Below are 24,013 nucleotides of genomic sequence, written 5' to 3' on the forward strand. Positions count from 1 at the left end.
TCGATGGTCATGTTCAGCCATGCGTGGAGCGCGATGGGAGTCGTCGTCCTGATCGGGACGGCGATGGCAGGGTGCACGGCCGGGGGAGGGGCCGGGAGTTCTCCCGGCCGCCCGTCGGGCAGCGCCTCGGGTGGCCCCGCGCAGGCGCTGACTCGGGCTCAGGCCGAGGAGGTCTTCGAGACCTACGTACGGGAGAACGCCGCGGCCGACGAGAAGGGCGACACCGAGGCGGTCGCCCGGGTGGAAGGCGGCCGACTGCTGGAGGAGAGCCGAGCCGAGGCCCGGCTGCACCGGGCCAGGGGAAGCAAGGACAAGCCGCTGCGGTACGTACGGCCGGTGTTTCTGCTCCCACAGGCGCCGCACGGTGCACCGGCTCCTCGGGGGTTTGCCGTGCTGAGCAAGTGGGAGGGAAGGGAGACGGACCGGTCCTCCGTCCTGCACTACTTCACGCGCGGCGAGGACGGCGGGAGCTGGAAGGCCGTGGCGGCCACGTGGGTCGTCACCGAGCCCCCGCCGGCGAACTCGAGCGCCAAGCCGACTCCGTCTCCGGAGCAGGGGAAGATCAAGGTCCGGCCGAAGGTGCTGCCGGCGCTGGCGCAGGACGGGTCCGGGCCCGTCGAGGTGTCGCCGACCGCCGCAGCGGACAGGGCCGTGTGCAGGCGCTACGCGGATTACCTGAGCTTCACCGTCCCTGCGGGGAAGCCGGACAGCCCCCACTTCGAACGGGGCGACTTCACCGACAAACTCGTCGGCTACTTCAACGACTGGGACGAGAAAGAGCTCCTGCGCAGCTTCTCCTACGAGCCGGCCGGAGAGGAACTGCCGGTGCTGCGGCTGAAGAACGGCGGCTCCTTGGTGACGTGCACCCTCGACGGAACGTTCCACGACAGGGGCCGCACCCCGGGAAACTGGATCGAGCCGGCGGCGGGCGGCGACTCCGAGGCGCTGCTGGGCGGCGCCGCCCGCAAGTGGGCCAGCATCGAGGAGCGGTGGAGTGTGACCGCGGTCCTGGAGGTTCCCGAGGACGGCGGCCCCGCGACGGTGCTCTCCACCGATGCCTACAACGCGACGAAGCTGTCCGTGCAGGGTGTCGAGTGGAAGTGACCTCCGGGAACTGAGCGAGCGGCAGAGATCCCGGCCCGGGCGTGCACGGAGAAGCCCGGCCGCGCACGGGGAAGCCCCGGACCGGCCGTCGGCTGCTCCGGGGCCTGCGGACCGTACGCGGGCGGACGGTTCAGTCGGGCAGCCGTTCGCCCGTCGCCGTGTGGAACAGGTGGATGTCCTCCTGGCGCGGGATGACCCGGATGGTCTTGCCGCGCAGGCCTCTTCGCGGCCGTAGCTCCGTACGGTGAGCGGCTCGCTCTCGCCGTTGCCCAGGGGGCGGTCGTACATGGTGCGCGGGGAGTCGCACCGCTGGAGGATGTGACCGCGCCCGTTCCAGGCCGTCACCGTCCGCCTCCACCGGGCCTGCCCCCCCGCGGGGTGCCCCACTCCGGCCGATCGCCGGGGCCGGGGCACCCCGGCCCCGGGTGGGCCGTACTCGAGCGGGTGCCGTATCTTCTGGCTGCCCGCCTCCGTCGGCGGGCTTCTTCATGTCACCGTGCACCCGTGGGGGGTCCCTCGTCATGTCTTTCGCCGCCGCGAAACTGCCTCCGCTCGGCGCGCCTCCGGCGCGCTCGCGGCTCCGCTCGCCCAAGGGTCTGGCAATGGCGCTGACCGTATTGCTCGGCCTGTGCGCCGCGACCCGCCTGCTGGCCGTGGCTGCCGGGGTCAACCGGTACCTGGCCCTCGACAGCTTCACGGAGTTCATGCGGGCTGGAGGCTCCTCGCAGCTGGTTTACATGTCGATGAGCCTGGTCCTGATGGTCATGGTCCCCACGGCGGTGGTCTTCATCGTCTGGTTCCACCGGGTCCGGGTGAACGCCGACGTGTACGCGGCAGGGACGTTCCGAGGGGGTCCGGGCTGGGCCATCGGCATGTGGTTCGTCCCGGTCGTGGGCTGGACCGTCCTGCCCTGCCTCACCGCTCTGAAGGTGTGGGCGGCCGGCGCGTCGAGGCTGTCCGGCACCGCCGCCCTGACCTCTGCCGTCCCCGTCGTCGCCTGGTCCGGAACCTTCGGCGCGGCGATGCTCGCGTCCGCGGGCGCCGGCCGGCTCGAGGGCGCCGCCGTCGGCCAGGCCGAGCTGCGCGACGCCGTGCTCGCCGCAGCAGCGTCCGACCTGCTCTTCGCCGTGGCGGCCGTCCTGGCCGTCGTGTTCGTACGACGCCTGTCGGCCATGCAGTCGGCGACCTGAACCCGTCTATGGCCCCGGAGCCGGAGCCGGAGCCGGAACCGGAACCGGGTCAGGGGCCGCCGCGGAGGTTCAGGCCGCGAGGAAGGCGGTGGCCGCCGCGGTGAACTCGCCAGGCGCGGTGGCGTGGATCAGGTGGCCGTAGGGGAGGGTGATCAGGCGCGCGTCGGGGATGCGGCGGACCAGTTCGTCGATCGAGGCGGGCGCCAGGTGGCTCGTGGGGCCGCCGTACACGACCAGCGTCGGGGCCGTGATCCGGGCGAGGTCCGCGAGCCAGGCGGGGTCGGGGGAGTCGAGCTGGGGCCGGACCGCGAGCACCATCGCCCAGTCGAAGGCGAGTTCACCCTCGGGCCGTACGGGTGCCACGGGCTCGCGGGGGAGCGGCGCGGGCACGTCCTCCAGGACGAGGCGGCGGATCCGGTGCGGCTGTGCGGCGGCGGTCAGACAGGCCACGACGCCGCCCATGGAATGCCCGACCAGGTCCGCCCGGGCCAGTCCGAGCGCGTCCAGGAAGCCCAGTACGTCGTCCCGCATGAGCGGAAGCGAGTACGTGGAGGGCCACGCACTGGCGCCGTGCCCTCGCGGGTCCAGCGCGTACACCCGCCGCTCCCGCGAGAGTTCGTCCCGTACGGGCGCCCAGTCCGCGGCGCTCTCGCCCAGTGCGGGGAGCAGGAGCACCGCCGGTCCGTCCGCCGGGCCCGTGACCTCGTAGGCGAGGCGCACCCCGTCGTTCACCGTCACGGTGTGGTGTTCGGTCGTCCGCGTCATCCGCCCGACGGTACCGCCGCCGGTACCGCCGCCGGTCCCGGGGGCGGCCCGGGGGCCTTGAGTGCCCGGTGCGCTGCCCGCCGGCCGGTCGGTCCGGGCCGGGTTCCTCGCCCCGCGCCCGGTGCCGGGCGCCGGCGACCGGCACCGGGCGCGGGGCAGTGAGCTCCGCCACACGTCCCCGCGGGCCGGGGCGTCGGTCCCGGGCGTGGCGGGCGGGCCGGGCGGGAGGGTCCCGATCCCGATTGTGCACTTAGTTGCAAAATAAGCGGGCGCTCGCTAGAACAGGTTCATCACCCCCGCGCGAGGAGGCGCCCCCCATGAGTTCCCAGAGCCGGTACCCGCACCTGCTGAGCCCCCTGGACCTCGGCTTCACCACCCTGCCGAACCGCGTGATCATGGGCTCCATGCACACCGGCCTCGAAGAGCACGAGCGGGGCTTCGAGCGTCTCGCCGCCTTCTACGCCGAGCGCGCCCGCGGCGGCGCCGGCCTGATCGTCACCGGCGGCATAGCCCCGAACGACGCCGGCCGCCCCTTCGAGGGAGGCGCCCGCCTCACCACCGAGGAGGAGGCCGCCGAGCACCGGGTGATCACCGACGCGGTGCACGCCGAGGGCGGGAAGATCGCGATGCAGATCCTCCACTTCGGCCGCTACGCCTACCACAAGGACCTGGTCGCCCCCAGCGCCCTGCAGGCCCCGATCAGCCCCTTCGTCCCGAACGCGCTCACCGACGCCGAAGTCGAGCGCACCATCGAGGACTTCGTCCGCGCCGCCCGCCTCGCCAAGCTGGCCGGCTACGACGGCGTCGAGATCATGGGCTCCGAGGGCTACCTGGTCAACGAGTTCATCGCCGCCGCCACCAACAAGCGCACCGACCGCTGGGGCGGCGCCTACGAGAACCGCGTGCGCTTCCCGCTGGAGATCGTCCGGCGCACCCGCGCGGCCGTCGGCGAGGAGTTCATCCTCGTCTACCGCCTCTCGATGCTCGACCTGATCCCCGGCGGCTCCACCCTCGACGAGGTCATCCACCTCGCCAAGGAGGTCGAGGCGGCCGGCGCCACCATCATCAACACCGGCATCGGCTGGCACGAGGCCCGCATCCCCACCATCGCCACCTCCGTCCCGCGCGGCGCCTACACCTGGGTCACCAAGCGGCTGATGGGCGCGGTCTCCGTCCCCCTCGTCACCAGCAACCGCATCAACACCCCCGAGATCGCCGAGGAGTTGCTCGCCGACGGCCGGGCAGACCTGGTCTCGCTCGCGCGCCCCTTCCTCGCCGACGCCGACTTCGTCGCCAAGGCCGCCGCCGGGCGCTCCGAGACCATCAACACCTGCATCGGCTGCAACCAGGCCTGCCTCGACCACACCTTCAGCGGCAAGATCACCAGCTGCCTCGTCAATCCCCGCGCCTGCCACGAGACCGAACTCATCCTGTCCCCGACGCAGTTGAAGAAGCGCGTCGCGATCGTCGGCGCCGGCCCGGCCGGCCTTGCCTGTGCGGTCTCCGCCGCCGGACGCGGCCACGCCGTCACCCTCTACGAAGCCTCCGGCCACATCGGCGGCCAGCTCGACATCGCCCGCCGCATCCCGGGCAAGGAGGAGTTCGAGGAGACCATCCGCTACTACGGCACCCAGCTCGCCGAGCACGCGGTCGAGGTCAAGCTGAACACCCGAGCCGACGTGGAGACCCTGCGCGGCTACGACGAGGTCGTCGTAGCCACCGGCGTCACCCCCCGCATCCCCGACATCGAGGGCGTCGACGGCCCGGGCGTCGTGAACTACCTCGACGTCCTGCGCGACGGGGCCCCCGTCGGGCAGCGCGTCGCCGTCCTCGGCGCCGGCGGAATCGGCTTCGACGTCGCCGAGTTCCTCACCGACAGCGGCGAAGGCGCCTCCCAGGACCCCGAGGTCTACTTCCGCCACTGGGGCGTGGACACCTCCTACACCGGCCCCGGCGGCCTCACCGCCCCCGAGCGCCCCGCCCCGCCGCGCCAGGTCCACCTGCTCCAGCGCAAGAGCACCAAGGTCGGCGCCGGCCTCGGCACCACCACCGGCTGGATCCACCGGGCGGAGCTCAAGCACCGCGGTGTCGTCTCCGTCGCGGGGGCCGCGTACGACCGCATCGACGGCGAAGGCCTGCACATCACGGTGGAGGGCGAGCAGCGCCTCGTACCCGCCGACACCGTGGTGCTCTGCACCGGCCAGGAACCGCGCCGCGACCTGTACGAGGCCCTGCGCGCGGCCGGCATCGACGCGCACCTGATCGGCGGCGCCGACGTGGCCGCCGAACTGGACGCCAAGCGGGCCATCCGGCAGGGCACGGAACTGGCCGCCACGCTCTGAAAGGACCGGCCGCGAAAGGGTGTTGTGGCGGCCTCGGCCGGGCCGCCACAATCATCCGGTGACGACGCTGACACCGGCAGACGCGGACAAGATCCTCCACGACAACTTCGCCCCCTGGGTGCTCGCCCTCGGGCTCACCGTCCAGGAGACGGGCGAGCGGCACGCCGTATTGCGGCTGCCCTGGTCCGACGCCCTCGCCCGGGACGGCGGGGGCCTCAGCGGCCAGGCCCTGATGGCCGCCGCGGACACCGCCACCGTCATCGCGATCTCCGCCGCGCGCGGGGCCTACGGTCCTATGGCCACGGTCCAGCAGTCCACCAGCTTCCAGCGGCCGGTGGTCGGCGCCGACGTGCTGATCGACGTGCGGATCACCAAACTCGGCAAGCGGATGGCCTTCGCCGACATCACCATGACACCCGAGGGCGGCCAGGAACCGGCCGCGAAGGCCTCCACCGTCTACGCCCTGCTGGGGTGAGCCGCCCGCGCAGCGGACTGCGCCACAACCGCCCCTTCACCGTCTTCTGGTTCGGCCAGGCCCTGTCGGTGCTGGGCGGCTCCGTATCGCTGCTCGCGCTGCCGCTGCTCGTCCTCGAAGTCACCGGGTCCCTGGTCGGGATGGGCCTGATCACCGCCGTCTCCGGGGTCTTCGCCATCGCGACGGGAACCTTCGCGGGCCACGTCGTGGACCGGGTGGACCGCCGCCGGCTGATGATCGGCTGCGACCTCGCGCGGGCCCTGCTGATGGGCTCCGTACCGCTGATGTGGTCCTTCGGCGGCCCCCGGATCTGGCTGCTGTACCTGGTGACCGCGCTGGTCAGCGTACTGAAGACGCTCTTCGACGTGGCCTACGTGACCGCCGTGCCCGCCCTGGTCGGACCCGATGACCTGATCGCCGCCAACGGACGGCTGATGGGCACCTTCGCCCTCGGCACGCTCCTCGGGCCGGTCGTGGCCGGCTTCCTGGTGGCCGGGGTCGGCGGCGCCTGGGCGCTGGCCCTGGACGGCGCCGGCTTCCTGGTCTCGGCGGCCAGCCTGGGGTGGGTCCGGTTCGCCGCACGGGAGAAGGCGGCGCCGGGACCGGAGGGCACCTCGCTGCGCGAGGTGTTCGTGGTGGGCTTCCGCTTCCTGTGGGGGCACGCCCTGCTGCGGCCGCTGACGGTCCTGCTCACGCTGCTGACCTTCGTCACCGTGGGCGCCACCGACCTGCTGATCTTCCGCCTGCAGAGCGACCTCGGCCGCGACGCGGCGACCGTCGGCTACGTGATCGCCGTGAGCGGCGCCGGCGTCGTGTGCGCCTCCTTCGCCGCCGGTCCGCTGCGCCGGACCCTCGGCTTCGGCCCGTGCTGGCTCGGTTCGACCGCGCTGATCGGCGTGGCAGTGGCGGCCGTCGGGACCGGCCGCAGCGTGCCGCTGATCGCGGCGATGGCCGCCCTCCTCATGTTCGGGCTGACGGTGGGCGGCATCTGCTCCATGACCCTGCGCCAGGAGGTCACCCCGGACCACCTGCTCGGGCGGGTCACCTCCGCGTTCTGGACGGTGCACAACGCCTCGGGCCCGGTGGGCGCCGCCGCGCTCACCGCCCTCGCGGCCCGGCACGGGATCCCCTCGACGAGCCTGGCCGCCGGCGCCCTGTGCCTGCTGATCGCCGCATCGGGTCTGCTGACCCCGCTGCGCGGCAGCCGTCCGGGCCCGTCGCGGGAGCCGGTGGCGGGCTCGGGCAGGGCCCCGTTGGAGCCCGGTGTCGGCGAGCCACGCAGACAGCCGGGGCCGGGCCGACGCGGTTGAGGGCCTGCGCCAGGTACCACGGCGGCGGCCCGGGACCACAGAGGCGGCCCGGGACCACGGCGGCCGCCCGGGGCGCAGGCCCCTGACCGGGTGTGCCTGATTCGGGCGGTCGGGCTCAGTGCTGTTCTTCGCCCGCGACGAGGAGTTCGCCCACTTCGTCCGCGAGGGCGGAGCGGGCGGGGGCGGCCAGAGCGGCGTCGGTCACGAACCAGTCGGCCTGGTGGAGGGCGGCGAAACCGCTGAGCCCCACCACCCCCCACTTGCTGTGGTCCGCCACGACGGCGACCCGGCGTGCGGAGGCGACCAGAGCCCGGTTGGTCTGGGCCTCCATGAGGTTGGGGGTGGTCAGCCCCGCCCCCTGCGCCACCCCGTGCGCGCCGAGGATGAGCAGGTCCACGTGGAGGGAGCCGATCGCCAGATCGGCGAGCGGCCCGACCAGAGCGGCCGAGGGGGTGGGGGAGCCGCCGGTGAGCAGCAGGGTGGGGGCGCCGGCCCCCCGGTCACGGCCGTCGGCCCACACCAGTTCCGCCACCGGGAGGGAGTTGGTGACGATCGTGAGCCGCGGTACGCCGAGCAGCCGGGCGGCGACGGCGTGCGCGGTGGTGCCGCCCGAGACGGCGACCACGCTGCCCGGTTCCACCAGGGTCGCGGCCGTGTCCGCGATGGCGGCCTTGGCCTCGCCCTCCAGATCCGACTTGGCCTCGAATCCGGGCTCGTGCCCGCTGGCCCCGGCCGGGGCGACGGCTCCGCCGTGCACCTTCTCCACGGCGCCGCGCCGCGCGAGGGCGTCCAGATCCCGGCGGACTGTCATGTCCGAGACGCCGAAACGGTCGACCAGCTCCGCCACGCGTACCGCGCCCTCGCGGCGGACCGCCTCGAGGATGAGAGCGCGTCTCTGGTGGGCCAGTTGGGCAGCCTGTTCGGCCACGGGTCGCTCCCGGGAATCGGCGAATCCGGTCAGAAGGCAGCAAGATAACACGGCAATGTTGTTGAAGTATGAGGAAAATCGGGCCCAAGGCTGGTGGATCCTGTTGGAAAATGTTTATTCTCGGGGGGTGAAGAAGACCCTCGCGAAACTCGCGGACGGCCGCGAACTGATCTACTTCGACACCGACGAAGGTGCCGTGCGCGACGCGCCCGACCTGCGCCCACTGGACCCGGTGGACAGCCGGCCGGAGCTGCGGCGGGACGCGGCCACCGGTGACTGGATCACGATCGCCTCCCACCGGCAGGGCCGGACCTACCACCCGCCCGCCGGCGAATGCCCGCTCTGCCCCTCACGGGACGGCCGGCTCAGCGAGATCCCCGCCGCCGACTACGAGGTGGCCGTCTTCGAGAACCGCTTCCCCTCCCTGGCGGGCGAGGCCGGACGCTGCGAAGTCGTCTGCTTCACCCCGGACCACGAGGCCGGCTTCGCCGACCTCACCCCGTCCTCCGCCCGACTGGTCCTGGACGCCTGGACCGACCGCACCGCGGAACTCTCCGCCCTCCCCGGCGTCGAGCAGGTGTACTGCTTCGAGAACCGGGGAGCCGAGATCGGGGTGACCCTCGCCCACCCGCACGGCCAGATCTACGCCTTCCCCTTCGTCACCCCGCGCACGGCCAAGATGACGGCCGCCGCGGCGGCCCACCGCGCGGCCACCGGCCGGAACCTCTTCGAGGACCTGCTCGCCGGGGCCCGCGCCGCCCCGCAGCGGGTGGTGACGGCCGGGGAGCACTGGACCGCCTTCGTGCCGTACGCCGCCCGCTGGCCCTACGAGGTCCACCTCTACCCGCACCGCCGGGTCCCCGACCTCACCTGCCTGACCGAGGCCGAACGGGCCGAGTTCCCGGAGATCTACCTCGATCTGCTGCGCCGCTTCGACCGGCTGTTCCCCGTACCGGAGCAGCCGCAGGGGCCGGCCCCCACCCCGTACATCTCCGCATGGCACCAGGCGCCCCGTACCCACGGGGAGGAACTGGCCCTGCACCTGGAGCTGTTCACCATCCGCAGGGCACCCGACAAGCTCAAGTTCCTCGCCGGGACGGAGTCCGGGACCGAAGCCTTCATCAACGACGTGGCCCCCGAGACGGCCGCGCGGCGACTGCGGGAGGCCCTGGCGTGAACCGGACCGTTCGGCGAGGCGACGAGGACGGCTGCCGGGCGAGCGGCGACGGGGGACGGGCCGAGCAGGCCGCGGACGCCTTCGGGAAGCTCTTCGGCGGCTCCCCCGACGGGGTCTGGGCGGCGCCCGGCCGGGTCAACCTGATCGGGGAACACACCGACTACAACGACGGGTTCGCCCTCCCCATCGCCCTACCGCAGACCACTCTGCTCGCCGCCCGCGCCCGTACGGACGGGCGCCTGAGGCTGCACAGCGCACAGGGCGACGGCCGAATCACGGAACTGGCCGTGGCAGCCCTGGCGCCCCCGGCCGTGCCGGGCTGGGCCGCGTACCCGGCCGGAGTGGTCTGGGCCCTCGCCGAGGCGGGACACCCGGTCGGCGGCGCGGATCTCCACTTCGACAGCACCGTGCCCACCGGCGCCGGCCTTTCCTCGTCCGCCGCGCTGGAGTGCGCGGTCGCCGTCGCCTACGACGAGCTGTACGGACTGCGGCTGCCCGGGCCCGAACTCGCCCGGATCGCCCAGCGCGCGGAGAACGCCTTCGTCGGCGTCCCCTGCGGGATCATGGACCAGATGGCCTCCGTGTGCTGCACCACCGGGGCCGCCCTGCACCTCGACGCCCGTACCCCGGAGCGCCACCGGCAGGTACCCCTCGACCTCCCGGGACAGGGGCTCGGGCTGCTCGTGATCGACACCCGGGTCTCCCACGACCTGGGCGACGGGGCGTACGCCGCCCTGCGCGCCGGCTGTGAACGGGCGGCCGTACTGCTCGGGCTGCCCGCCCTGCGGGACCTGCCCGCCGGTGACCTCCCCGGGGCCCTGGCCGTCCTTCCGGCGGAACTCGTACCGCTGGTCCGCCACGTGGTGACCGAGAACGGCCGGGTCGTCGAGGCCGTCGCCCGGCTGCGCGACGGCGGGGCGGCGGCCCTCGGCCCGATCCTCACGGCCGGTCACGCGTCACTGCGCGACGACTACCGGGTCTCCTGCCCGGAGACCGACCTCGCGGTGAGCGCCGCGCTGGACGCCGGGGCCCTCGGAGCCCGGATGACGGGAGGGGGCTTCGGCGGCTCCGTCATCGCACTGGTGGAATCGGGAAGCGAGGCCGCGGTGGGCGACCACGTGACGGCAGCCTTCGAGGCTGCCGGCCACCGGCCCCCGCGCCTCCTCACCGTCACCCCGGCCGCGGGCGCCCACCGCCTGGCGCCGGAGCCCGGGCGCCGGTAGCCCGGCGCCGGGAAGCCGGTGGACCCGCCACGCCGAGCAGGACGACAAGCAGGACGCTGGAAGACGGCCGGAGTGCGGCTGACCGGAATCGCGAAGCGTTGTAGGGTGCCCGGAACGCCCTTGACCTGCGTAACGCGGGCAGGGAGCAGACCTTCCGGGAGTTGTCTCATGCTTCGTACCATGTTCAAGTCCAAGATCCACCGGGCCACCGTCACCCAGGCCGACCTGCACTACGTCGGTTCCGTGACCATCGACGCCGACCTCCTCGACGCGGCGGATCTGCTGCCCGGCGAGCTCGTGCACATCGTGGACATCACCAACGGGGCACGGCTGGAGACCTACGTCATCGAGGGCGAGCGCGGTTCGGGGGTCATCGGGATCAACGGAGCCGCCGCGCACCTCGTGCACCCCGGTGACCTGGTCATCCTCATCAGCTACGCGCAGGTGGACAACGCCGAGGCGCGGTCGTTCGAGCCGCGCGTCGTGCACGTCGACGGGGAGAACCGCATCATCGAGCTGGGTGTGGATCCGTCCGCCCCCGTTCCGGGAACGGACCAGGAGCGCAGCCCCCACGCCGTGGCTGTCTGAGGGGAGTCGAGGCGATGTCGCAGAACGGGTCGGTCAAGTTCGTGGACGACCGTGCGTCCGGGAGGCTGCGGGCCGTCGAGGACGGGGTGGTGGCCGGAACCATCGCCTACTTCGTGCTCGCCGAGGCCCCGCACGCCCTCGTCGCGGTCCACACCGTTGTCGAGCCGGGGCACGAGGGCCGCGGGATCGCCGGGAGCCTGGTGAAGACCTTCTACGGGATCGCGGCCGACGAGGGCGTGCCGGTCGTCCCGCTGTGCCCGTATGCCGCCGCCTGGGCCGCCAAACATCCCGAGCAGGCGCCCGAAGCGCCGGCCGGGGTGGTGGCCGCCGCCAAGGCGCAGCTCGCATCGGACCCCGGCCTGTGGTGACACCGCCCGCACGGGGCCTGACCCTGCTGCACACCTCGCCCGTGCACGTGCCGGTCTTCGACGCCCTGCGCGACCGCCACCACCCGGGCGTCGTCCTGCGTCACCTGGTGGCGGCGGAACTGCTGGAGCGGGCCCGTGAGCTGGGGCCCGAGTCGCAGGCCCCGGCCGTGCGGGAGCTGCTGGCGGGCTCCGAGGGGCCCGTCCTGGTCACCTGCTCCACGATCGGGGCCGTCGGCGAATCGCTGGCACGGGAACTGGGCGTCCCGGTGCTCCGCGTCGACCGCCCGCTGGCCGCCGACGCGGTCCGTAGCGGGCCGCGGATCCTTGTACTGGCCACGGTGGAGTCGACGCTGGCCCCGACGGCGGAGCTGCTGGAGGAGGAGGCCGGGGAGGCCGGCCGGCCGGTGTCGGTCCGTACCCGGCTGGTCGACGGGGCCTGGGACCGTTTCGCGGCGGGCGACGCCGCCGGCTGTCACGGGCTCGTGGCCGCCGCGGCGGACGCCGTCACCGACGCGGACGTGATCGTGCTCGCCCAGGTCTCCATGGCGGGCGCGCAGGACCTGGTCACGACGGCCGTGCCCGTCCTTTCCAGTCCCGCGTCCGGGCTCGCGGCAGCCCTGGAGAACCAGCCCAGCGGGTAGCGGGACCGGGTCTGGGGCAGGGTGGAGGTATGACACAGCCTCCCGTGCCCGACCCGGCCCCGGTGCCCGGTCCGTTCCCCGATCCGGCGCCCCTGCCCCGGCCCGAGCCCCCGACGCCCGGTCCGGTGCCGGAACCCGATCCGGTTCCGCCACCGCCCGGCCCCGCGCCGCAGCCCGCGCCCGAGCCACTGAGCTGATCCGGAGCCGCCGCCGCGGCCGCCCGGAGCCCCGGGCCGCCGCGGGCGTCGGCCTGTGCGTCGCGCGTCAGTCCGTACGGACTTCGGAGCGGTCGCCGCTCCACAGCGTGTGGTACGAGCCCTCGCGGTCGGTGCGCCGGTAGGTGTGCGCACCGAAGAAGTCGCGCTGGCCCTGGGTCAGAGCCGCCGGGAGCCGCTCCGAGCGCAGGGCGTCGTAGTACGCCAGCGAGGCCGCGAAGGCCGGCATCGGAATGCCCTGGCGGACCGCCGCCACCAGCACCTCGCGCCAGTCGTGCTGCGCGGCGCCGATCTCCTCGGCGAAACCGGCGTCGGCGAGCAGGCTCGGCAGCTCGGGCCGGGCGTCGTAGGCGGCGCGGATCCGGTCCAGGAAAGCGGCCCGGATGATGCAGCCGCCGCGCCACAGCGAGGCCACGGCGCCCGGGTCCACGCCCCAGCCGTACTCCTCGCTGCCGGCCTGGATCTGGTGGAAGCCCTGCGTGTACGAGACGATCTTCGAGGCGTACAGGGCCTGCTCGACCTGGGCGGCGAAGGCGTCCGCGGCTTCGGCGGAGAGCGGCTCGGCCTTCGGGCCCGCCAGGCCCCGCGCGGCCGTGCGCAGCTCCCCGTGGCCCGACACCGCGCGGGCGAAGACGGCCTCGGCGATGCCCGACACCGGCACGCCCAGGTCGAGGGCGATCTGCACGGTCCAGCGGCCGGTGCCCTTCTGCTCGGCGGCGTCGGCGACCACGTCCACGAACGGCCGACCGGTCGCGGTGTCCGTGTGCGCGAGCACCTCGGCGGTGATCTCGATCAGGTACGAGTCCAGCCGGCCCTTGTTCCAGGCGCGGAAGGTCTCGGCGATCTTCGCGGGTGAGTAGCCGGCCACCTCGCGCAGCAGGTGGTAGGCCTCGGCGATGAGCTGCATGTCGGCGTACTCGATGCCGTTGTGCACCATCTTGACGAAGTGCCCGGCGCCGTCGGGGCCCACGTGCGAGGTGCAGGGGGTGCCGTCGGCGGCCTTGGCGGAGATCTTCTCCAGCAGTGGGCCGAGCGAGGCGTAGGACTCCTCGGAGCCGCCGGGCATGATGCTCGGGCCGAGCAGCGCGCCCTCCTCGCCGCCCGAGATCCCGACGCCCACGAAGTGCAGGCCCTGCTCGCGAAGCTCCTTCTCGCGGCGGCGGGTGTCCTCGAAGTGGGCGTTCCCGCCGTCGATGATCACATCGCCCGGCTCCAGCAGCGGGGCGAACTCGCGGATCACCGTGTCCGTCGGCTCACCGGCCTTCACCATGATGATCAGACGGCGCGGGCGCTCCAGCGCGTCCACGAACTCCTTCGCGGTCCCGGCGGCGACGAAGGAGCCCTCGTGGCCGAACTCCTCCACGAGCGCCGTGGTCTTGGCGGTGGTGCGGTTGTGGACGGCGACGGTGAATCCGTTGCGGGCGAAGTTGCGGGCGAGATTGCTGCCCATCACCGCGAGGCCGGTGACGCCGATCTGGGCCGTGCTGCTGGTCATGTGCGTGCGCTCCTGAGTGCGTCGACAGTGCATTCGATGTGCGGAGGAATGCAGGAGTTCCGACGCTACATCGGTGGAGATCCTTGGCGGTGTCCTACATTCGGCGGGAAATCAACTTCCGCCCGAACGCTTCTTGTTGTGCGCCTTGTCATGTTCCGGTCGCGGCGTTAGGTTGCGAGGCTCCTGATGTCTTCGATGGGGGCTCCCATGGGTGTACGGGGCCGGCACCGCCGGTATCAGCCGAGCAGCATCAACCGCGCTTCGCTCGTCGTCACCGCCGGCGGCGCCGGGATCGCGCTGCCACTGATCGGCGCGGGCGCGGCGCACGCCGCCTCGGTGGACACCTGGAACAAGGTCGCCGCCTGCGAATCCACGAGCAGCTGGCACATCAACACCGGCAACGGCTACTACGGCGGACTCCAGTTCAGCCAGAGCACCTGGCGCGCCTTCGGCGGGACCGCGTACGCCGCCCGCGCCGACCTGGCCACCAAGGCGCAGCAGATCGCCGTGGCGGAAAAGGTGCTGAAGGGTCAGGGGCCGCAGGCCTGGCCGGTCTGCGGGAAGAAGGCCGGACTCAGCCGCAGCGGCCCGGCGCCCGCTCTCGGCGCGGAGGGCAAGGCCGCCGCCCCGGCGAAGGCGGCTCCCAAGGCGGCTCCCAAGGCCGATCCGAAGGCGGCCCCGCAGGGCACGGCGGCCCGTCCCGCCGCAACCCCCGTGCTGCCCGACTCCTACGTCGTCGCCTCCGGGGACTCGCTGTCGGCGATCGCCACCGAGCGCAGCGTCGAGGGTGGCTGGCAGTCCCTGTATGCGACCAACCGGGCCACCGTGGGCGCGGATCCGGACCTGATCTTCCCCGGACAGCGGCTCAACCTGCGCATCACGGCCGCGCCGCCGGCGCAGGACCCGCAGAAGCCGCCGCGCACCGCCGAACCGGTCAAGCCCGTCGAACCGGCGGCGCGCACACCGGAGGCGAAGCCCTCGCAGAAGCCGCGGCCGGAGCCCGTGACGGTCCAGCCGCAGTCACCCTCGGGAGCGTTCAGCGCCCCCGTGGACGCGGGCCTCGGCACCGCCTACCACGTCTCGGGTTCGTCCTGGTCCAGCGGCTACCACACCGGCGTCGACTTCCCGGTGGCCACCGGGACGACCGTCAAGGCCGTCGGCAGCGGGCAGGTCGTCTCAGCGGGCTGGGCCGGGGCGTACGGGTACCAGGTCGTCATCCGGCACACCGACGGCCGGTACTCCCAGTACGCGCACCTCTCGGCGCTCTCGGTCAAAACCGGCTCGGCGGTCTCCGGCGGACAGCGGATCGGCCGCTCCGGCTCGACCGGCAATACGACCGGGCCGCACCTGCACTTCGAGATGCGCACGGGACCCGGCTACGGCACCGACATCGACCCGCTGAAGTACCTGCGCGCCCACGGCGTCCACATCTGAGGCAGGGGCCGGGGCCGGGACCGGAGCCGGGGCAGTGGCCGGAGCCGGTCCCGACCGTACGAGCCCACGCGCTTCCCGGGGCGCGAGGGTGAGCAGGACCAGCCCGGTCGCCGCCGCCGCCGCGCTCACCAGCGCCGCGGCGGCGCCGGCCGCCCCGTAGCGGAAGCCCTCGTCGAACAGTGCGATGCCGACCGCCGCCGCGACCACCGGGTTGGCCACCGTCAGGGTGGCCAGCGGCGCGGTCAGCCCGGCGCCCCGGTAGGCCGCCTGCGACAGCAGCAGCCCGGTGGCGGCCAGCGCGGCGATCGCGGCCAGTTCCGGCCACAGCGTGACCAGGGCGTCCGGGGCGAAGCTCTCGGCCACCGACTTCGTGGCCGCCGACTTCGTGAACGTCGATCCCATCCCGAAGGCCGCCCCGGCCGCCGAGGCCAGCAGGACACTGCGCGCGCTCACCCGCCGCACCCGGCGCGAGGCGAGGAACAGCACGGCCACCAGGACCCCGGTCGCCGTCAGGAGAAGATCCTGCTCGCCGCCCGACAGGGACTGCTCGTCCCGCCCGCCCCCGCCCGTCAGGGCCAGCAGCCCGGCCAGCCCGGCCGTGGCCAGGACGGCCCCGCGCCAAGCGGCGGCGCCCGCCCGGCGCCGTACGAAGACGGCCGCCAGCGGGAGTGCGAAGACGATGGTGAGCGCCCCGAGCGGCTGCACCAGGCTCAGCGGCCCGTAGGCCAGCGCCACCACGTGCAGCAGGGCTCCGAGGCCGTTCAGCGCGATCGCCGCGTACCAGGCGGGCCGGCGCACCGGGGCGTACGAACCGCCCGTGTCGGCGGACGCGACCCGTTCCTGCACGATCGCTCCGGCCGCGTACGCCACGGCGGACACGAGGCAGAGCAGGACCGAAAAGGCGAGGGCACTCATAAAAGTCACAATGCCCGAGTCCGGAGAGCTATTCCTCCCCCTACAGGCGGGGCCGCATACGACCGTGGTCGTACTCCGTACGCAGTAGTCGGGGACGGGGGAGTGCGTTTGTCTTCCCGCGTGAGGGATCCGTACACTAGCCCTTTTGGGGACTTCCGCAGCCGGCGGACGCGGACGACTGATCAAGGAACGACAGCGGTATGACGGTGACCGAAGACAGCCAGGAGCAGGGCCACGCCTTCGGGCCGGGTATCGACCCCGACCGCCTGGCGCTCTGCCTCAGCGTGCTCGACGAGCTCGACAAGATCGACGTCGACCACCCTGACGCGATCACCGTGCGCCGCGCCACCGCCGGTGTGTACCGGACGGTCAAGCAGCGCCGCCGCCAGGACCGCCGCGCGGCCAAGACCGCCAACGACAAGGCCGTCACCGAGGCGACCGCGACCGGCTCCGCCGAACGCATCGACGACGAGACCCAGGGCAACGCCCTGAGCGCCGCCACCACGGGTCCGATCGCCGGAATCCTGCAGCGTCCGCGCTCCTGCTACGTCTGCAAGACCCGTTACGTCGAGGTCGACGCGTTCTACCACCAGCTCTGCCAGGACTGCGCCGCCTTCAACCACGCGCGCCGCGACGCCCGCACCGACCTGAGCGGCCGCCGCGCCCTGCTCACCGGCGGCCGCGCCAAGATCGGCATGTACATCGCGCTGCGGCTGCTGCGCGACGGTGCGCACACCACGATCACCACCCGCTTCCCCGGTGACGCGATCCGCCGCTTCAAGGCGATGCCCGACAGCTCCGAGTGGCTGCACCGGCTGAAGATCGTGGGCATCGACCTGCGCGACCCGGCCCAGGTCGTGGCACTGGCCGATTCGGTGGCCGCCGAGGGCCCGCTCGACATCCTGATCAACAACGCGGCGCAGACCGTACGCCGCTCCCCGGGTGCCTACAGCGAGCTCGTGGCCGCCGAGGGCGCCCCGCTCCCGGCGGGAGAACTGCCGAGCTCCGAGGTCATCGGAACCTTCGGCAGCGGCAGCGTGGACCGCGTGGCCGCGCTGCCCACCGGCAAGGGCGAGAAGCTCAGCGCCCAGGACATCACCGAGCTCGCGCTGGTCTCCGGCTCGGCCTCGCTGGAGCGGATCGCCGCGGGCACCGCGATCGACGCGGGCGGTCTGGTCCCCGACCTGCACGACACCAACAGCTGGATCCAGACGGTGTCCGAGGTGGATCCGATCGAGCTGCTCGAAGTGCAACTGTGCAACTCCACCGCGCCGTTCATCCTGATCAGCAAGTTGCGTCCGGCGATGACCGCCACCGAGGCCGGCCGCCGCTACGTCGTCAACGTCTCGGCGATGGAAGGCGTCTTCAGCCGCGGCTACAAGGGCGCCGGCCACCCGCACACCAACATGGCCAAGGCCGCGCTGAACATGCTCACGCGCACCAGCGCCCAGGAGATGTTCCAGAAGGACCAGATCCTGATGACGGCCGTCGACACCGGCTGGATCACCGACGAGCGCCCGCACCCGGACAAGATCCGCCTCGCCGAGGAGGGCTTCCACGCCCCCCTCGACCTGGTCGACGGCGCGGCCCGGGTCTACGACCCGATCGTTCGCGGCGAGCTCGGCGAGGACCTGTACGGCGTCTTCCTCAAGGACTACGCGCCCGCCAACTGGTAGGCCGCGTCCCCGCATCCAGCGCGCGCCCCCGCTCCCCCTCCCAGAGGGGGAGCGGGGGCGCGCGTCGTTGAGGCGGTCGGCCGTAGGCCCCCGCGCCGTGACCAGTTCCAGCGCCGGGCGCAGTCCTCCGGTACGCCCGCGTCCAGGCCCGTCGCCCGACCGCGTATCACCCGTATGGCGCCGTCGAGCGGATCGGCCGTTTGCGACGCCCCGCCGTGCGAGGTGATGGACTCGTGGCGAAAGCAAGCTGCCGGAGTGGATTTTACCTTTCCATCGAGCGGGGGTGCGCTCATATGTGTACTCTGATCGCCATGAGGGCCCCAACACGGGCCTCGCTCCACCAAGGCGCCACCGCGTCCGGTAATCCTCTCTTCCCGCACCGGCGTGCGGTTCGCCCGCCGGGTTACGCGACACAAAGGAGTGCGCGGTGACACCAGAACTAACGAAGACCGATAAGGCGCTGAAGGAACGAACGGGGTCGCGGAGCAGCAAGCGCCCCGAGACCCTCGGCAATCTGGAGGTCTGGGCCCGGTCCGCTCCGATCCGTCTCGCCGGCTACGAGGACGACCTCGCGGAGCCGCACATCCTGCCCGGCATCGACTAGTCCCGCCCAGTCCGCCCGTCCGCCCGGTGTGCACCCCGGGAGGGCGGGCGGCGGCGTGCGCCGGCTCCTCCGAGCAACCGGCAGAATGTGCGCCCGATGCCGTACACGGCCCCGGAGTTCCCCGGATCCGTACGCCGTCGGCGTCATCGCCGAGAGCGATCAAGGGTTCCGCGCACCACCGGTCCCGTCCAGGCTGACCTGCATGAAGCTTCTGATGCTGGGTGGAACCGAATTCGTCGGGCGCGCGATCACCGAAGACGCCCTGAACCGCGGTTGGGAAGTCACCGTCTTCCACCGCGGGCACCACGCACCCCCGGCCGGCACCACGGCCTTGCACGGGGACCGCACCGCCCCCGGCGGCCTGGACGCCCTCGCCGAGGGGAAGTGGGACCTCGTCGTCGACACCTGGGGCGGCGCCCCCACCGCGGTGCGCGACAGCACCCGGCTGCTCGCCGGCCGGACCGGCCGGTACGTGTACATATCCAGCCGCTCCGTGCACACCTACCCCCTCCCGGCCGGTACGGACGAGGACGGCCCACTGGTCGAAGGCTCGCCCGACGCCTCCTGCGTTTCCTACGCCGAGGACAAGCGCGGCAGTGAGATCGCCGCCGTGGAGGCCTTCGGCGACCGTGCCCTGCTGGTCCGCGCCGGACTCATCATCGGCCCGTACGAGAACGTCGGCCGGCTGCCCTGGTGGCTGAACCGCACCGCCCGCGGCGGCCCGGTGCCCGCCCCCGGACCCCACGGCCTCGCGCTCCAGTACGTGGACGTGCGCGACCTCGCGCACTGGACCCTGGACGCCGCCGAGGCCGGGCTCGGGGGCCCGTACAACCTGGTCTCCCCGGTCGGCCACGCCACGATCGGCAGCTTGCTGGAAGCCTGCGCGGCGGTGACCGGCGGGCGGGCGGAGCTGCGCTGGACCGATCCGGCGCGCATCGAGGAGGCGGGCGTACAGCCCTGGACGGAGCTCCCGGTCTGGGTGCCCGTGGGGGAGATGCACGACTACATGTACGGCGGCGACGTCACCAAGGCGCTCGCGGCGGGCCTGAAGTGCCGCCCGGTCCAGGAGACCGTCGCCGACACCTGGGCCTGGCTCCAGGAGCTCGGCGGAGTCGCTCCGCAGCGCGCCGACCGGCCCTCCCCGGGCCTGAGCGCGGAACAGGAGGCCGCCCTACTCGGGCTCTGACCGGGCGGCCGAGTCGAGCCGGGTCGGCGGCAGGTACTCGCGCACCAGCGTGCGGTGCCACCACGCCCCGGTCTCGCGCAGTTCCCGCCAGGTCGTGAACCGGTAGCGGTACACCCGCGCCCGGACGTAGCGCGGCGGCGCGTCCGGGAAGGGGTTGTACCGGATCAGCCGCAGGGTGTCCCGGTCACCCGCCAACAGCCGCTCTACGAACGGCCCGAACCAGTCGCGGGCATAGCCGGGGGAGAGCGCCGCGAACCACATGAGCCAGTCCAGGCGCAGGTGGTACGGGGCGAACTGGCGGGGAAGCCGGCGCACGTCACCCGGCTTGCCCTTGAACCCGTACTCCCGCCACGCCCCGTCCTCCCGGGGTCGCCGGTCCGCGGTGCCCTCCACCACCACCTCCTCGCGGATCCGGCCCACCGTGCCGAAGGCCCCGTAGGTGTTGACCAGGTGGAGGGGATCGAAGGACCGGTTCATGACCTGGCCGCGCGAGACCATGTTGGCCACCGGATGCCGGCTCAGCACCAGCACCAGCGCGGTCACCGCGCACACCAGCACCAGGTACCAGAGCGGCCCCTGCCGGGAGGCGGCCGGCGGCGGCCCGCCCGCGAGTCCCCGGAAGTCGACGGCCGGCAGCGCCGCCGTGATCGTGATCCAGTTCAGCCAGGCGAAGTTCCCCGACACCACCAGCCACAGCTGGGTCGCCACGATGATCCCGGCGGCGTACGAGGCCACCGGCTGCGGGGTGAACAGCAGGACCGGCAGGATCAGTTGGGTCACGTGGTTGGCGGCGCACTCCACCCGGTGGAGCGGCTTGGGTAGATGGTGGAAGAACCAGCTCAGCGGACCGGGCATCGGCTGCGTCTCGTGATGGAAGTCCAGGCAGGTGAGCCGGCGCCAGCACGGGTCGCCCCGCATCTTGATCAGCCCCGCGCCGAACTCCACCCGGAAGACCACCCAGCGCAGCAGCCACAGCACCAGCACCGGCGGCCCGGCCCGCGCGTTGCCGAGGAAGACGGCCAGGAAGCCGACCTCCAGCAGCAGCGACTCCCAGCCGAAGGAGTACCAGGTCTGCCCCACGTTCACGACGGACAGGTACAGCAGCCACAGCAGCGCCCACATCGCCATCGCGGCGCCCAGCGGCACGGCGTCCCCGGCTCCGGCGGCGAGCGCCGCCGCCAGGGCAGCCCCGGCCCAAGCGCAGGCGGCGAAGAACCGGTCGGAGTAGTGGAGGTGGAACAGGCTCGGGGCACGCCGGAAGGGCACGTACCGCACGTAGCGCGGCACGGGCAGCATGCCGTGCGCCCCGATCAGTGCCCGGAACTGCAGGGCGGCCCCGGCGAAGGCGACGAGGTAGACGCCGGCCAGGGCCCGCTGGAAGATCAGCCGTCCGAGCCAGTATCCGGGCGCCGTGAACCAGTCCATCCCCTCCAGTATCGGGCCGGCCGGGCGTCCGTGGCGAGGCGGCGTACGCACCGCCCGAGCCGACGGGCGTAGACCTGCTGGAGGAAGGGAAGGACCGGGCCCGCCACGCGGGTGTACCAGCTCCCCGGGCGGCTGAAGGCACTCACCTCGAACCACACCGAGCCGTCCGCCTCCATGTCCACCACGAAGGACTCCTCACCGCGCGCGGGATGCCCGGTCAGCGTTCCGTAGGCGAAACCGGTCCGCCGGGGCTCGTACGCGGTCCAGATCACCTCGCACGGGGCGTCGATCCGCGCCGGGCCGATCCCGATCCCCACCACGACCCGGTCGCCGGGCCGGACGGGGCGGGCTCCGGCCGTGACGAGCATGCCCGAGGTGCGGTGCGCGCGGAAGGTGGTGACGGCGGCCCCGGCAGCGTCGAAGGCTGCCTGCCCGTGCCCGATCCGGATGCGGTGGTGGGTGATGTTGTATCCGGCGGGCAGCGGCTGCCGGGCCGTGGCGCCCCGGTCGGGGTAGTTGAAGGTGCTGTGGCCCGCACTGGCGCGGCCTTCGCTGATGAGGCGGGTCATGCCGGGATCTCCGTTCGGTCGGGCAGGGCGGCCGGTGCGGGCGGCCCGTTCTGCTGGGCGTTCAGGCGGCGCCAGGCCAGTAGCGAGCACAGGGCGAAGCCGAGGGCGTTGCCGAGGCCGTGGGTCGCCGCCATCCAGGTCAGGGTGGGGTGCACGATGCCGGTGGCCTCGCCGAGGGCCCACCACAGGGCGAGCAGCATGGTGGCCACCAGCACGGCCGCGGAGGCCGCGAGCAGCGCGCCGGTGAGCCGGTCCCGCTCGCGGGCCCCGGGGCGAACGCCCCGCCAGGTCAGCAGGGCCACCGCCCACATCCCGCCGGTCAGTGTCACCGCGCCCACCAGCTCGGCCCAGTCGTCGATGAAGTAGCCGAGGAGGACGAGCAGCGTCCCGGCGGGAACGCTGTACGCCGCCCAGCGTGCGAGGGCTCCGGTGGCGGTGGCCCGGCACACCAGTCCGGCGACCAGGGCCGCGGCGAAACCGGCGAAGTGGAAGTGGGGCACCGTCAGGGCCAGGATGTCGAGGTCGAAGCCGAAGAGCCGGTATCCGGCGCGTTCGGCCACCAGGGCGGTCCCGGCGACCGAGGGCGCCGCCAGTGCGGTGAGCACGGCCACCTCGGCGGGTCCGAAGGCCCGCCAGGGAGGGCCGGTGCGGTCCCGCCGGGCCAGGGTCCGCGCCGCGAGGACCAGGGCCTGAGCCGCGAGGGCGAGTGTGGCGGCTGCGTAGAGTGCGCCGAGGGCCGCGGCCGGGGCTCCCCGCGGCAGCCACAGGCAGAGCGCTCCGGGGGCCGCGAACAGCGGCCAGAGCGCGGCCGTCCGCCGGAACCGGACCGGATCGATCAGGCGCAGGCCGGCCGGGACGACGTAGAGCATGCCCAGGGTGACGATCGGATTCACCAGCACGATCATCGCGGATCCCCCCTTCAGGAAACGAACGCCTTGAACGCGTTCAACTCACGATCGTGAGCCTAGACGTTCTGTTGAACATGTTCAAGAGAGTCTCTAATCAGTGGTCTCCGGTTGCGGCCACCCCGTACATACGGCAGACAAGAGGCATCAACCGGGGCGAAAAGGGAGATTCAACGTGTACGCACCGACACCTCGTCAGGCGCCGCGTCGTCACGCACCGGCCCGTGCGGCCGTCCTCACCCTCCTCGGACTCCTCGCCGCGGCCTGCGGGGCCGCCGGCGGTGAGGGACCGGCCAAGGGCCCCGCCGCCGAGAGCCAGGACGTCCACCTCCAGCCCGTGGCCTCGGCCGGCCCGGACCCCTTCACCACCTCCTCCGCCACCGGCGAATCGGCTCCCGTCCAGCCCCCGCTGCCCAACGCTTCCGGCCAGGGCATCCGGACCGTCAACGCGGCCACCCCCGGCCTGTACGGCGGAACCCAGCGGCTCGGCAGCTGCGACGTGGAAGCGCAGGTCCAGTCCCTGACCGCCGACGACGCAAAGGCCCGCGCCTTCGCCGAGGCCTCCCAGGTGGAGCAGGAGCAGATCCCCGAATTCCTGCGCGGCCTCACCCCGGTCGTGCTGCGCGCCGACACCCGGGTGACCAACCACGGATTCGCCGACGGCGCCCCCGACGCCTTCCAGTCCGTCCTGCAGGCCGGCACCGCCGTCCTCGTGGACGGCCACGGAATGCCCCGCGTCCGCTGCGCCTGCGGAAACCCGCTGCTCGCACCGCGCGCCGCCAAGGGAGCACCGGTGCTCAAGGGCGACCCCTGGACCGGCTACCGGCCCAACCAGGTCGTGGTCATCGAGCCGACCGCGCAAGTGATCAACAACCTGGTCATCGTCAACATCGCCGACAACACCTGGATCGAGCGCAGGACCGGCGACGACGGGGCCCAGGACCGCCCCCCGCAGACGCCGCCCCCCTTCGACCCGGCCGCCGGGATCCCCAGCGGGCCCGCGACCCCGCCCGGCGCCTCGCCGACCGTTCCCTGCCCGACCCCGGACAGCAACAGCCTCGCCCGCACCGAGCCGCCGCCCTCCGGCCCTCCGGCCCCCGGCCGCAGCCCCGCCCCGAGCGCGGCCGACTGCCCGCCGAGCCCCCCGCAGACGGCCCCGAACACCCCGGTGGCCCCCGACCAGCCCTCGTCCGGCATCCCCTCGGGCCCGCCCACGGCCCCGCCGCCCGGCACGGACCAGCCCTCGGACGTACCCGGCGACATCCCCACCGACATCCCCTCCGACCTGCCCGGCCAGAACCCGAGCGACCCGGGGGCCCTGGTGGGCCCCGACGGAGTGTCGCCGCAGCCGAGCGATCCGTTCGGCCCCGAAGACCCGTACGCGGACCCGTACGCCGACCCGTACCCGGTCCCCGAGCGGCAGCCCTCGGCCCCGTACGACGGCCAGTCCCTGGAGAGCGCCTGACCTGGGGGGCGCC

21 protein-coding genes and 1 pseudogene are annotated in these 24,013 nt (G+C 73.2%); 15 read left to right on the forward strand and 7 right to left on the reverse strand.

Features of this window, described 5'->3' with window-relative positions:
• The first annotated feature begins 3 nt into the window (after positions 1–3).
• Positions 4–1,104, forward strand: a complete 1,101-nt coding sequence (locus OTB20_RS21075; RefSeq protein ID WP_267819657.1) for a hypothetical protein — start codon at positions 4–6, stop codon at positions 1,102–1,104.
• Positions 1,105–1,706: 602 nt separating this feature from the next.
• Entirely contained in the window at positions 1,707–2,294 is a 588-nt protein-coding gene (locus tag OTB20_RS21080) for a DUF4328 domain-containing protein (protein WP_267819659.1), read from the forward strand.
• A 69-nt stretch (positions 2,295–2,363) separates the two neighbouring features.
• Here the strand turns inward: OTB20_RS21080 and OTB20_RS21085 are convergent, their stop codons facing one another.
• On the reverse strand, positions 2,364–3,059 hold the full coding sequence (locus OTB20_RS21085) for an alpha/beta fold hydrolase (protein WP_267819661.1): 696 nt from the start codon (positions 3,057–3,059) through the stop codon (positions 2,364–2,366).
• Positions 3,060–3,376: 317 nt separating this feature from the next.
• Here OTB20_RS21085 and OTB20_RS21090 point away from each other — a divergent pair, with 317 nt between their 5' ends.
• Genes OTB20_RS21090 through OTB20_RS21100 form a run of 3 tightly spaced genes read left to right on the forward strand, consistent with a single transcriptional unit; the run spans position 3,377 to position 7,186 of the window.
• Entirely contained in the window at positions 3,377–5,401 is a 2,025-nt protein-coding gene (locus OTB20_RS21090) for an NADPH-dependent 2,4-dienoyl-CoA reductase (protein WP_267819663.1), read from the forward strand.
• 58 nt (positions 5,402–5,459) lie between these two features.
• Positions 5,460–5,876: a PaaI family thioesterase gene (locus OTB20_RS21095; RefSeq protein ID WP_267819665.1), complete on the forward strand. Its 417-nt coding sequence runs from the start codon at positions 5,460–5,462 to the stop codon at positions 5,874–5,876.
• A complete protein-coding gene (locus OTB20_RS21100) occupies positions 5,873–7,186 on the forward strand; it encodes an MFS transporter (RefSeq protein ID WP_267819667.1) in 1,314 nt (437 codons plus the stop codon). The genes OTB20_RS21095 and OTB20_RS21100 overlap by 4 nt, the downstream gene beginning before the upstream one ends.
• Before the next feature lie 115 nt (positions 7,187–7,301).
• Here OTB20_RS21100 and OTB20_RS21105 read toward each other — a convergent pair whose 3' ends face one another.
• Positions 7,302–8,114 (reverse strand): DeoR/GlpR family DNA-binding transcription regulator, encoded by an 813-nt coding sequence (locus tag OTB20_RS21105; protein WP_267819668.1) that lies wholly within the window; start codon positions 8,112–8,114, stop codon positions 7,302–7,304.
• 127 nt (positions 8,115–8,241) lie between these two features.
• Between OTB20_RS21105 and galT the strand changes: the two genes are divergently transcribed.
• From galT to OTB20_RS21130, 5 genes are all read left to right on the forward strand, one after another.
• A complete protein-coding gene (gene galT / locus OTB20_RS21110; protein ID WP_267819670.1) occupies positions 8,242–9,291 on the forward strand; it encodes a galactose-1-phosphate uridylyltransferase in 1,050 nt (349 codons plus the stop codon).
• Entirely contained in the window at positions 9,288–10,514 is a 1,227-nt protein-coding gene (galK, locus tag OTB20_RS21115; protein ID WP_267819671.1) for a galactokinase, read from the forward strand. Before galT ends, galK begins: the two co-directional genes overlap by 4 nt.
• Before the next feature lie 168 nt (positions 10,515–10,682).
• Entirely contained in the window at positions 10,683–11,102 is a 420-nt protein-coding gene (gene panD / locus OTB20_RS21120; RefSeq protein ID WP_267757012.1) for an aspartate 1-decarboxylase, read from the forward strand.
• 14 nt (positions 11,103–11,116) lie between these two features.
• Complete coding sequence (locus tag OTB20_RS21125; protein ID WP_267819672.1) at positions 11,117–11,470, forward strand: GNAT family N-acetyltransferase; 354 nt, start codon at positions 11,117–11,119, stop codon at positions 11,468–11,470.
• Entirely contained in the window at positions 11,467–12,111 is a 645-nt protein-coding gene (locus tag OTB20_RS21130; RefSeq protein ID WP_267819673.1) for an arylsulfatase, read from the forward strand. Before OTB20_RS21125 ends, OTB20_RS21130 begins: the two co-directional genes overlap by 4 nt.
• Positions 12,112–12,375: 264 nt before the next feature.
• Here the strand turns inward: OTB20_RS21130 and gndA are convergent, their stop codons facing one another.
• Positions 12,376–13,821: an NADP-dependent phosphogluconate dehydrogenase gene (gene gndA / locus OTB20_RS21135; protein ID WP_267819675.1), complete on the reverse strand. Its 1,446-nt coding sequence runs from the start codon at positions 13,819–13,821 to the stop codon at positions 12,376–12,378.
• 207 nt (positions 13,822–14,028) lie between these two features.
• Here gndA and OTB20_RS21140 point away from each other — a divergent pair, with 207 nt between their 5' ends.
• Positions 14,029–15,255 carry a transglycosylase family protein gene (locus tag OTB20_RS21140; RefSeq protein WP_267819676.1) on the forward strand — a complete coding sequence of 409 codons (1,227 nt, stop codon included), beginning with the start codon at positions 14,029–14,031 and terminating at the stop codon, positions 15,253–15,255.
• A gap of 123 nt (positions 15,256–15,378) precedes the next feature.
• Here OTB20_RS21140 and OTB20_RS21145 read toward each other — a convergent pair.
• A pseudogene (locus tag OTB20_RS21145) lies at positions 15,379–16,170 on the reverse strand (DMT family transporter); the annotation flags it as partial.
• Positions 16,171–16,370: 200 nt separating this feature from the next.
• Between OTB20_RS21145 and OTB20_RS21150 the strand changes: the two are divergent.
• From OTB20_RS21150 to OTB20_RS21160, 3 genes are all read left to right on the forward strand, one after another.
• On the forward strand, positions 16,371–17,846 hold the full coding sequence (locus tag OTB20_RS21150) for an SDR family oxidoreductase (RefSeq protein ID WP_267757007.1): 1,476 nt from the start codon (positions 16,371–16,373) through the stop codon (positions 17,844–17,846).
• A gap of 427 nt (positions 17,847–18,273) precedes the next feature.
• Positions 18,274–18,450, forward strand: coding sequence for a hypothetical protein (locus OTB20_RS21155; RefSeq protein ID WP_267819745.1), 177 nt, complete (start codon positions 18,274–18,276; stop codon positions 18,448–18,450).
• 202 nt (positions 18,451–18,652) lie between these two features.
• Positions 18,653–19,636, forward strand: coding sequence for an NAD-dependent epimerase/dehydratase family protein (locus OTB20_RS21160; protein WP_267819677.1), 984 nt, complete (start codon positions 18,653–18,655; stop codon positions 19,634–19,636).
• Here the strand turns inward: OTB20_RS21160 and OTB20_RS21165 are convergent.
• Genes OTB20_RS21165 through OTB20_RS21175 form a run of 3 tightly spaced genes read right to left on the reverse strand, consistent with a single transcriptional unit; the run spans position 19,622 to position 22,535 of the window.
• Positions 19,622–21,061 (reverse strand): lipase maturation factor family protein, encoded by a 1,440-nt coding sequence (locus tag OTB20_RS21165; RefSeq protein WP_267819679.1) that lies wholly within the window; start codon positions 21,059–21,061, stop codon positions 19,622–19,624. The two genes, OTB20_RS21160 and OTB20_RS21165, sit on opposite strands and share 15 nt — an antisense overlap.
• Complete coding sequence (locus tag OTB20_RS21170; protein WP_267819681.1) at positions 21,019–21,630, reverse strand: DUF1990 family protein; 612 nt, start codon at positions 21,628–21,630, stop codon at positions 21,019–21,021. The genes OTB20_RS21165 and OTB20_RS21170 overlap by 43 nt, the downstream gene beginning before the upstream one ends.
• On the reverse strand, positions 21,627–22,535 hold the full coding sequence (locus OTB20_RS21175; protein ID WP_267819683.1) for a YndJ family protein: 909 nt from the start codon (positions 22,533–22,535) through the stop codon (positions 21,627–21,629). Before OTB20_RS21175 ends, OTB20_RS21170 begins: the two co-directional genes overlap by 4 nt.
• Before the next feature lie 175 nt (positions 22,536–22,710).
• On the opposite strand from OTB20_RS21175, the gene OTB20_RS21180 reads away from it, so the two are divergent.
• Positions 22,711–24,000 carry a DUF6777 domain-containing protein gene (locus OTB20_RS21180; protein ID WP_267819684.1) on the forward strand — a complete coding sequence of 430 codons (1,290 nt, stop codon included), beginning with the start codon at positions 22,711–22,713 and terminating at the stop codon, positions 23,998–24,000.
• The last annotated feature ends 13 nt before the right edge of the window (positions 24,001–24,013 follow it).

It is taken from the genome of Streptomyces sp. H27-H1, from assembly GCF_026627445.1.
Lineage (GTDB): Bacteria > Actinomycetota > Actinomycetes > Streptomycetales > Streptomycetaceae > Streptomyces.